At 31.9% G+C, this 2,348-nt stretch carries 3 protein-coding genes; all 3 read left to right on the top strand.

Annotation, left to right across the window (positions count from 1 at the left end; all coding sequences use genetic code 11):
• Positions 1-1,127: PASTA domain-containing protein (locus tag B5E53_RS18415; protein ID WP_140401538.1), on the top strand; the 1,127-nt coding region annotated here is incomplete at its 5' end.
• 37 nt (positions 1,128-1,164) lie between these two features.
• Positions 1,165-1,356 (top strand): hypothetical protein, encoded by a 192-nt coding sequence (locus tag B5E53_RS18420; protein ID WP_087317585.1) that lies wholly within the window; start codon positions 1,165-1,167, stop codon positions 1,354-1,356.
• A gap of 3 nt (positions 1,357-1,359) precedes the next feature.
• On the top strand, positions 1,360-2,348 hold a 989-nt coding region (locus B5E53_RS18425), incomplete at its 3' end, for an FHA domain-containing protein (RefSeq protein ID WP_140401539.1).

Consider the following 2,348-nt stretch of genomic DNA (forward strand, 5'->3'; position numbering starts at 1 on the left):
GGCAGAAAGAGGAAGAAAAAAAGAAGAAAAAAGAGGCAGAAATAGCCAGGCAGAAAGAGGAAGAAGAAAAGAAGAAAAAAGAGGCAGAAATAGCCAGGCAGAAAGAGGAAGAAGAAAAGAAAAAAAAAGAGACAGAAATAGCCAGACAGAAAAAGGAAGAAGACAGGAAGAAAAAAGAGGAAGAAAAGGCCAGACAAAAGGAGAAAGAGAAAGATGAAGAGAGGAGAGAATTTTGGACTTTTCGAAAAAAAGCGGCAATAGCAGCGACAGTATGTGTAATTGCGGTAGGGAGTGTTGGAGGATATCAGATTTATATAAAATCTTTGGAAAGGACAGTGCCAGATATTACAAATGTGACGTTTGCTGTAGCTGAGGAAAAGGCAGCAGGAGAAGATGGAGCGTTACTTGTCGTAAAAAAGGGTGAAGAATATTCAGATACTGTAGCAAAAGGATGTGTTATATCTCAAAATGTTAAGGAAGGAACGGTTTTAAAAAAAGGAGATGAGATTGGAGTTATCGTCAGCAAAGGAGCTTTGGTTGAGGTTCCAAATCTTGTAGGAATGAAAAGTAAAAAAGCTGAAAAAACTGTTTCATCCACAAAATTGATTTATAAAGTGGCAGAAGAACAGTATTCTGATGATATAAAAAAAGGAAAAATTATATCGCAGGATTTGGAAGCGGGGAGTAAAGTAGAAGAACAGAAAATAATTTCAGTCATAGTTAGTAAAGGAATAGAGCAGGTTACAGTACCAGATGTGATTGGAAAAAGTGAAGAAAAGGCAAAAAAAATTTTGGAAAAGAATAAATTGCGTTACACTATAACAGAAGATTATAGCGATACTGTAAACGAAGGAAATATTGTAAGCCAGAATTTAGATGAAGGTAGGACGGTCGATAAAAATACAGTAGTTAAACTTGTAGTTAGCCTTGGCAAAGAACCGGAACCAGTATATACACCATCTTATGATAGGGATTCGGATTCGTCAAGTAGTTCATCTAGTTCATCTGGTTCGGGATCATCAAGTCCTTCTAACAGTGGAAGCAGTAGTAAGTCATCTGGTTCGTCTACAAAAAAGAAATCTTCAAGTAAATCAAATGACATTAGCTCTTGGGATTTAGTGAATTAATAAAAAGTCAGTGAGGAGTATTGGGGAGGAAGTATAAGTGAATTTTCAAATTTTTTATTCGGATATAGCCATTATTTGTTATGAATTGATAATAATTATTACTGAGTCCTTTTTTGTTCGAAAATTTTTTAAAGAAGAAAAACAAAATAAACTTTTGGAAATGGAAAGGAATTTGCAAAAAAGAGATGAGATATTAGATAGAAAATTGACGAATGATAAAAGGAGATAAAATATGAGTATTGTATTATCCATTTATTCTCAAAAAGCTTTTAAAGAGGTAATATTGCCAATATTGAATAATGCAGATTATTCTGTTTTTTTAGAAAAAAGATATTTTGATCTTCAAACTGATCTTGTTTTGCAATTGGAAGTTTTGGATGAAAAATGGCATATAAAAACGGATAAAAATTATTTTATTTACAAGAATAAAATTATATATTCGGGAGAAATTTTAAAGAATAAGGATATTTTAACGATTGAAAATAATTATAATGAAAAAATATCCATTATTGTTAAAGAAGCGGATTCTATTTTTCATTCGTTTGATAAGTTATCTATTAAAAATTTGGATAAAATAACTATTGGGAAAAGTATAGAAAATGATATTGTTTATGATTTTTTAAAAACAGTATCAAAGGAACATACTATTATTATGAAAAAAAATGGGGGCTTTTATATTGTAAATAAAAGCCTTAACGGAACATATGTCAATTCTGTAAAAATTGAAACAGAAACACAATTGTTATTTGGTGACTATATTAATATTATGGGATTGCATTTGATTTATTTAGGAGATGTTCTTGCTATAGATAGAGAAGGAAAAGATATTCAAATCAATAGTAACAAATTGGGTTCTTATATACCTGATATGGATGGGACAGTATTATTAAAAAATAATGCTATATCAACAGGCAAATTACTTTATCATCGTGCTCCAAGAAATTACGAGAAACTGGATAGTGGTTCTATAGAAATAGAAGATCCGCCAGAAAAAAATACGGAAAAGCAACCATCTTTAGTTATGGCAATAGGACCCTCTGCAACTATGGCGTTGCCAATGCTCTTGGGTTGTATGATGATGATATATGCATCATCGGTAGAAGGAGGAACTTCGTCTCTTTATATGTATTCTGGCCTTGTTATGTCTTTAGTATCGGCTTTGATTGGGATAATGTGGGCTGTTGCTAATCTCAGATTGCAGAAAAAAGAAGAAAAAGCAAA

Source organism: Eubacterium sp. An11 (assembly GCF_002161065.1).
GTDB lineage: Bacteria > Bacillota > Clostridia > Lachnospirales > Lachnospiraceae > Anaerobutyricum > Anaerobutyricum faecale.